The sequence below is a fragment of the Sphingomonas sanguinis NBRC 13937 genome, assembly GCF_001591005.1.
GTDB classification, from domain to species: Bacteria; Pseudomonadota; Alphaproteobacteria; order Sphingomonadales; family Sphingomonadaceae; genus Sphingomonas; species Sphingomonas sanguinis.
Genome location: NZ_BCTY01000086.1, coordinates 1 through 7813 on the forward strand (window position 1 = coordinate 1; position 7813 = coordinate 7813).

Genomic DNA, 7813 nt, shown 5'->3' on the forward strand with positions numbered 1-7813 from the left:
AAGGCGAGGGAGGGAAAAGCCCTCCCCTAACCCCTCCCGCCTGCGGGAGGGGAATGGTCGTCAAACCAGCGCCTTGGCCTCGTCGTCCATGGTGCCCGATACCTCATTGGCCTGCAGGATCATGTCGGTATGAGCAGCACCCGACGGGATCATCGGGAAGCAGTTGGCCAGTTTGGCCACGCGGCAGTCGACGATCACCGGCCCGTCATGGTCCAGCATTCCGGCGATGCCGTCTTCCAGCTGGTCGCGATGCTCGATCAGGATGCCCTTCCAGCCATAAGCCTCACCCAGCTTCACGAAGTCGGGTAGGCTGTCCGAATAGCTCTCGGCGTAGCGGCTCTCATAGGTCAGTTCCTGCCACTGGCGGACCATGCCCATATATTCGTTGTTCAGGATGAAGATCTTGACCGGCAGGCGATATTGCGTCGCCGTCGCCAGTTCCTGAATGTTCATCTGGATCGAGGCTTCCCCGGCGATGTCGATCACCAGCGCACCCGGATTGCCGAGCTGCGCACCGATCGCGGCGGGCAAGCCGTACCCCATGGTGCCGAGGCCACCGCTCGTCAGCCACTTGTTCGGCTTTTCAAAACCGAAATGCTGGGCAGCCCACATCTGATGCTGGCCGACCTCGGTCGTGATGATTGGCTGGCGCGCCTTGGTCGCGTCGTACAGCGCGCGGATCGCGCGCTGCGGCATGATCGCGTCGCCGGTCTCCGGGAAGGAGAGGCAGCCGACCGCGCGCCAGCCCGCAATGCGGCGCTGCCACTCGGTGGTGTCGGGCTTGGGATGCTGGCGCGACTTCCAGATGCGCACCGCATCCTCCAGCGCGTGGCCGACATCGGCGATGATCGCCAGGTCGACGCGGACATTCTTGTTCACGCTTGACCGGTCGATATCGACATGGACCTTGCGGCTGTTGGGGCTGAACGCGTCCAGACGGCCCGTTACGCGGTCGTCGAACCGGCTGCCCAACGCGACCACGAGGTCGGCTTGGTTCATCGCCATATTGGCTTCATAGGTGCCGTGCATGCCCAGCATGCCCAGCCATTGCGGGTCGCTGGCCGGAAAGGCACCCAGGCCCATCAGGGTCGAGGTCACGGGCGCACCGGTGATGCGGGCCAGTTCGCGCAGCAGCTGCGACGCGGCCGGACCCGAATTGATGATGCCGCCGCCGGTATAGAGGATCGGGCGTTCGGCGGCCGCCAGCATGTCGACCAGCTGTTCGATCTGGCTCTGGTCGGCCTTCACCTGCGGGCGATAGGTCTTGTGGCGGATCGGACCCGGCTTCTGATAGCGGGCGGTGGCGACCTGCACGTCCTTGGGAATGTCGATCACGACCGGGCCGGGGCGGCCCGAGGTCGCGATATGGAACGCCTCATGCACCACCTCGCCCAGACGCGCGGGGTCCTTCACCAGATAATTGTGCTTGGAGCAGTGGCGCGTAATGCCGACGGTATCGGCTTCCTGGAACGCGTCGGTGCCGATCAGCGCGGTCGGCACCTGACCGGTGATGACCACCATCGGGATCGAGTCGAGCAGCGCGTCGGTGATGCCGGTGACCGCATTGGTCGCACCGGGGCCGGAGGTGACGAGCACCACGCCGGGCTTGCCAGTCGAGCGGGCATAGCCCTCCGCCGCATGGGTCGCCGCCTGTTCGTGGCGGACGAGAATGTGGCGGATGCGCTTCGATCGGAACATGGCGTCATAGATCGGCAGCACCGCACCACCCGGATAGCCGAAGACGACCTCCACGCCGAGATCGCACAGCGCCTCGACCAGGATATCGGCTCCGCTTTTCTCGGTCATCGTCTTCGTCCTTCTGCATCCGTTGCCCGCTGACGGGGCGTGTCGGGAAAGGCGCGGCTACAAGTTTAAAAAGTGCGCGTCAACCGTCAATTGCGCAATAAAGTTTCTATTATGTTGCGTCGCACATCGGGAGCGGTTTCGGAAATCGCGGTCCAGCCGGGGCCGGGCTGGTGACGGAACCAGGTAAATTGCCTTTTGGCATAACGCCTTGTCGCAAGCGCGCCCGCCGCCTCAGCCTCTGCGCGGGTCATGGTGCCCGCCAGTAGTGCCGCAGCCTCCGGCACGCCGATCGCGCGGCGGATGGGGGCGTCGGCGGGTAGGTCGGGACGGGCGAGGAGTGCGGCGGCTTCGTCCAGCCCTTCGTCCAGCATCTCGCCGAAACGCCGGTCGATCCGTGCGTTCAGCCAGTCGCGGTCGGGGAGCAGGATGACGGCGGACAGCGCGATGCGGTCGCCGATGCCGCCTTCCTTGCGCGCCTGCCATTCGTGCAGCGGACGGCCGGTCGCGCGCATCACCTCCAGCGCGCGGGCGACGCGGGTGGTGTCGGCGGGGTTGAGCCGGGCGGCGGCGATGGGGTCTTCGCGCGACAGGGCTTCATGGGCCTCGGAAACGGGCAGGGCGCGGACCTCGGCGCGGATGGCTGGGTCGATCTCCGGCACGGGTGCGATGCCGTCGAGCAAGGTGCGCATATACAGGCCGCTGCCGCCGACCAGGATCGGCAGCGATCCCACCGCCACGCTGTCGTTGATCGCTGCGCGCGCCTCGGCGGCCCAGCGTGCCGCCGAATAGCCGGTATCGGCCCCGTCGACATGGCCGAACAGCCGGTGCGGGGCCTGCGCCACTTCGTCGGGAGAGGGGCGGGCGGTCAGGATCGACAGGTCGCGGTACACCTGCGCCGAATCGGCATTGATGATCGTGCCGCCGGTCGCCTTGGCCAGATCGAGCGCCAATGCGGACTTGCCGCTGGCGGTCGGCCCTGCGATGAGCGCGACCCTGGGTCGGTCAGAGGAGTTCGCCATGTTCATCGCCACGCTGATAGCAGCCGAATCGATCGCCGAGCGCGATATTTCGGAGGCGGTGGCGCAGATGACGCCGCTATGCGGGGTCGCCGACTGGAACTGGATCGACGAGGGTCGCGCGGCGGACATCCATTTCGCTGAAGACCCAGGCTTTGCGGGCGGTGTGCTGCACGGCTATTTTTCGACCTCTGAATATCGCACGGACGTGGTGATCCAGCCCGCCGCGCACCGCGCCAAGCGGTTGCTGGTCGCTGACATGGACTCCACCATGATCACCGTCGAATGCATCGACGAACTGGCCGATTATGCCGGGATCAAGGAGCAGGTCGCCGAGGTGACCGAGCGGGCCATGCGCGGTGAGCTCGACTTCGCCGCCGCGCTCGACGCGCGGGTCGCGCTGCTCGAAGGGTTAGACGAAAGCGTCATCGAACAATGCCTGGCCGAGCGGGTCAAACTGATGGCGGGGGCGCGGGCGCTGGTCCGTACGATGAAGGCGCGCGGCGGCCATGCCATTCTGGTGTCAGGCGGCTTCACCCGTTTTGCCGAGCCGGTCGCGGCGGAGATCGGCTTCGACCGCGCCATCGCCAACTACCTCGAGATTGCGCATGGCAAGCTGACCGGCACGGTGCGCAAGCCCATTGTCGGGTCGGATACCAAGGAAAAGACGCTACTGGCCGCGCTGGACGAACTGGGCATCGGTGCAGCGGAGAGCATGGCGGTGGGCGACGGCGCCAACGATCTGGCGATGATCCGCCGCGCCGGGCTGGGCGTGGCCTATCGCGCCAAGCCGATCGTCGCTGGTGCGGCGGCGGCGCGGATCGATCATGGCGACCTGACCGCGCTTCTCTATGCGCAGGGCATTCCTAGTGCGGAGTGGGTCACCGCCTGACCCGCTCCGCCCCGGTCGGTCGCGTCAGGGCGCGACCACCACACAGGGCTGGCCCGAGCGGCTGCACGCCGCCTGTGCTTCGGCCCGGTTGGCATAGCCGCCCGCCTGCAACCGGACGACGCCGCCCGCTGCGACATAAGAGGGCTGTGCATCGCCGAGGCGGCCCTTCACCCGCTGCCATAGCGCGGTAGCATTGCCCCGGTCGCGGAAGGCGCCAAGCTGGATACGCCAGGCGCCGCCGCTCGCGCGCGGCGCAGGCTTGGCGGCGGGCTTGGCCGCCGCCTTGGTCGCGCGGGGGGGCGGGGGCGAGCGCATCGGCTGCGCGCCGTCCGTCCGGTCGGAGGTGTCCTCCCGAGCCGGTTCGGGCTGTGTCGTTGTCGCTGGACGTGCACCGGGAGCCGGATAGCTGGCGCCATAACCCGACGTGGCGGGACGGGACGGCGCGACGGGCACCGGCTGGACACCGGGGCGGGGGCGGGCCGATGGGATGGCTGCCGTCTGAACCGGTTCGGCCCCCACCATCACCCGGGTCGGCCCGGCGGCCGCCGTCAGCGGTCGGGTGGCGAGCTGGGCGCGATATTGCTGGGCCAGCTTCGTGCCCGCCTCGCGGTCCGGCGGGGTAATATACTGGTCCATCTGGGTCAGCGTCTGCGACGCCGATTGCAGCCCCGCCTGCGACGCCAGCGACATCAGCGCATAGGCGCGCGGATAGTCGCGCGGCACGCCGTCGCCGTTGAACAGCATCGTGCCCAGCACCAGCTGCGCCCGCGGTTCGCCCCGCGCCACCGACTTCTCCAGCCAGGGGGCGGCCTCGGCCTTCTTGCCCGCCTGGAACAGCGCCAGGCCGTAATTGTCGGAGGCGGGGATATGCCCCTGGATCGCGGCCTTGCGGAACCAGCTTTCGGCGAGCGCGGGGTCGAGGGGAACACCGCGGCCCAGCTTATAGGCCTGGGCGAGGTTGAACTGCGCATCGGGATCGCCTGCCACGGCGGGGCCGCGCCATTCCTCCACCGCCTTGCGGAAATCGCCCTGTGCCCAGGCATCGGTGCCCGCCTTCACATCGGCCATTGCCGGACCGGCGGCCAGGCCGACGGCCAGGGCGATCATGCCTGCACCGATGACCGGGAATCTGCGCATCATCTTCGTCCGTCCCCCAATAGGATATCGCCCATCCATGCCCCGCCCCCGGTCGCGGGTAAAGCGGACAGTTGGCGTGTTTACCGTTCGTTAGACGCTTGGGCCCTAGCGTCGGCTCCCATCGGGGAAATGGGGTCATGTACGCACTGTCCTTCACACCACGACGTCCGGCACCGGTCCGCCTGCGCGCGACCGGACCCATCGTCGTGCGCAAGGACAGCGGCGCATCGGCAGACGCCCTGTGCCCCCAGGCTCCAGACGGATGACCCCTATGACGACGATCCGCACTCTCCTGACCTGCAGCGTCGGCGCGCTGATTGCGGGGTGCACCGTGACCGGCCACCGCGCCGCGCAACTGGGCGAGGCGGCGACCCCGGTGGGCGAGGCGCGCGCCACCGCCGCGCTCGCCGATCAGACCAGGCGCGTCCTGGCGCAGCGTGACGGCGACGGCGCGGTGGCGCTGGCCGAGCGGCTGGTCGCGGCGGACCCGCATCAGGCGGCCTATCGCGCGCTGCTGGGCCAAGGCTATTTGCAGGCGGGGCGCTTCGCCTCGGCCCGACAGGCCTTTACCGATGCGTTGCAACTCGATCCCCAGGATGGCCGTTCCGCGCTGAACCTCGCCCTGGCGATGATCGCGGGCGGCAATGGTCCGGGCGCGCGGGCGCTGTTGCAGCGTCACGCGGGCGCGATCCCCGCCGCCGATCTGGGCCTGGCCCTGTCGCTGTCGGGCGATCCGGCCGAGGGCGTCCGCATCCTGACGGCGGCGGCGCGTGAGCAAGGGGCAAGCGTCAAGACCCGGCAGAATCTGGCGCTATCGCTGGCGCTGGCCGGGCAGTGGGACATGGCGCGCATGGCGGCGTCGGCCGATATGGCCCCGGCCGATGTCGAGGCGCGGATGCAGGAATGGACGTCCTTCGTCGCCACAACCAGCCCGGCCGATCAGGTCGCCTCATTGCTTGGTGTGCGCCCGGCGTCGGACCGGGGTCAGCCTTTGGTGTTGGCGCTGAACGCCGCGCCGTCTGCGGCCGTAGTGCAGGATATGGTCCAGGCGCTGCCGCAACCGGCGGCCCCCGTCGTGACCGATGATACCCCGGCCCAAGTAGCCGAAGCACCGGCCGCGCCGCCTGCGGTCGAGGACTCATCGGCGGCGCGCATCCTGTACGCCGCGCGGCAGGAAGTCGTCCAGCCGCTGGCCCCGCAGCCTTTGGCAGCGCAGACCCAAGAGACTCGGGTGCGGCGCATGGCGGCGGGCCTGGTCACCACGCCCGTGCTGCTGCGCCGGGCCGAGGAACGCCGCAAGACCCTCCGGCCCAAGGGCGAGTGGAACGTCCAGATCGGCGCGTTCGGCAAGGAGGATGGCGCGCAAAAGGCGTGGACGCTGCTGACCCGGCGCTTCGCCGATCTGTCGGACTATGCACCGCAAAGCGGTACGATTCGCCGTCCGGGCGGCAATCTCTATCGCCTGTCGGTCGGCAATCTCACCCGCACCGATGCGGATACGCTGTGCCGCCGTTATCGCGGTGCGGGGGGCGCGTGTTTCGTGCGCCGCCAGGCCGATGACCGCATGGCCTATTGGGCGCGGCCCGGGGTCGGCATGGCGTCGCTCTGACGCCTTCGGGGCCTGGCGATCAGACGGCCTCGCCCGCCGCGCGGCCGCTCGCCCAAGCCCATTGGAAGTTATAGCCGCCCAGCCAGCCGGTGACGTCCACCGCTTCGCCGACGAAATGCAGGCCGGGCACCGCCTTGGCTTCCATCGTCCGCGATGACAGCCCGGCGGTGGAGACGCCGCCCACCGTCACCTCGGCCTTGGCATAGCCCTCGCTGCCATTGGGGTGGAAGGGCCAGTCGGCCAGCCGTCCTTGCGCCGCCGCCAGCGCCTTGTCGGTCGCGGCGCCCAGTTCGGCGGGCAGCGCCAGTCGCTCGGCTAGCGTCTCGGCCAGCCGGTCGGGCAGATGCTGTGCCAGCGCGCGCCTGGGGCTGGTGCGCGGGGCGGCGCGTTTCGCTGCGAGCAGCCAGTCGCCATCGCAATCGGGCAGGAAATCGATCCCGATCGCCTCGCCATGCCGCCAATAGGACGACACTTGCAGGATCGCCGGGCCCGACAGGCCGCGATGGGTAAACAGTGCCGCCTCGCGAAACCGGGTCTTGCCCGCCCGCGCGACGACCTCAGACGCGACGCCGGAGAGCGATCGGAACAGCGTCTCCTCGCCGCCCAAGGTCAGCGGGACGAGGGCAGGGCGCGGCTCGACGACCTTCAAGCCGAACTGCCGGGCGAGGTCATAGGCATAGCCGGTCGCACCCATTTTCGGGATGCTCGGCCCACCGGTCGCGACGATTAGGCGCGGGGTGGCAAAGGTCTTGCCGCCGCGTGTGACGTGGAACTGGGTGCCGTCATGGGTGACGCTCTCGATCGACTGGCCCAGCGCGATGTCGACCGATCCGCCCGAGCGGACGGCCTTGTCGCATTCGTCGAGCAGCATTGCGACGATCTGCCGCGCCGATCCGTCGCAGAACAGCTGGCCCAGCGTCTTTTCGTGCCAGGCGATGCCATGCGCCTCGACCAGTTCCAGGAAGTCGGCGGGCGTGTAGCGGCCCAGCGCCGACTTGGCGAAATGCGGGTTGGCCGACAGGAAGCGGTCGGGCGCGGTGCCGATATTGGTGAAGTTGCACCGCCCGCCGCCCGAGATCAGGATTTTCTTCCCCGGCGCGTCGGCATGGTCGACGACCAGAACACGCCGCCCCCGCTGCCCGGCGGTCGCCGCCGCCATAAGCCCCGCCGCCCCTGCGCCGAGGATGATCGCGTCATAATGCTGCATGGGCGGGGTTTAGATGGAAATAGGAGAGGGGGATACACAGTTGTTCTTGGCACGCCCCTCCCGCAGGCGGGAGGGGATGGGGGAGGGCAGGCCACAAGCGATGGTCTCGGTGAGACTCCTTGCCCCCCCCCCCCCCCCCCCCCCCC

The 7813-nt window shown here is 68.9% G+C and carries 6 protein-coding genes; 2 read left to right on the plus strand and 4 right to left on the minus strand.

Features of this window, described 5'->3' with window-relative positions:
* Positions 1-60: 60 nt before the first annotated feature.
* Together SSA01S_RS18355 and miaA are read right to left on the minus strand one after the other, a co-directional pair.
* Positions 61-1806, minus strand: a complete 1746-nt coding sequence (locus SSA01S_RS18355; protein WP_061781552.1) for an acetolactate synthase 3 large subunit — start codon at positions 1804-1806, stop codon at positions 61-63.
* 86 nt (positions 1807-1892) lie between these two features.
* Positions 1893-2825, minus strand: coding sequence for a tRNA (adenosine(37)-N6)-dimethylallyltransferase MiaA (gene miaA, locus SSA01S_RS18360; RefSeq protein WP_061781553.1), 933 nt, complete (start codon positions 2823-2825; stop codon positions 1893-1895).
* Here miaA and serB point away from each other — a divergent pair.
* A complete protein-coding gene (gene serB, locus SSA01S_RS18365; RefSeq protein WP_061781554.1) occupies positions 2824-3714 on the plus strand; it encodes a phosphoserine phosphatase SerB in 891 nt (296 codons plus the stop codon). The genes miaA and serB overlap by 2 nt on opposite strands.
* A gap of 24 nt (positions 3715-3738) precedes the next feature.
* Here the strand turns inward: serB and SSA01S_RS18370 are convergent, their stop codons facing one another.
* The gene (locus tag SSA01S_RS18370; protein WP_334316368.1) at positions 3739-4854 is read right to left on the minus strand and encodes an SPOR domain-containing protein; all 1116 of its coding nucleotides are present in this window, start codon (positions 4852-4854) and stop codon (positions 3739-3741) included.
* Between the two features lie 268 nt (positions 4855-5122).
* On the opposite strand from SSA01S_RS18370, the gene SSA01S_RS18375 reads away from it, so the two are divergent.
* Positions 5123-6460 carry an SPOR domain-containing protein gene (locus SSA01S_RS18375; protein WP_061781555.1) on the plus strand — a complete coding sequence of 446 codons (1338 nt, stop codon included), beginning with the start codon at positions 5123-5125 and terminating at the stop codon, positions 6458-6460.
* Between the two features lie 19 nt (positions 6461-6479).
* Here SSA01S_RS18375 and SSA01S_RS18380 read toward each other — a convergent pair whose 3' ends face one another.
* Positions 6480-7667, minus strand: a complete 1188-nt coding sequence (locus SSA01S_RS18380) for a BaiN/RdsA family NAD(P)/FAD-dependent oxidoreductase (protein WP_061781556.1) — start codon at positions 7665-7667, stop codon at positions 6480-6482.
* Positions 7668-7813: the final 146 nt, after the last annotated feature.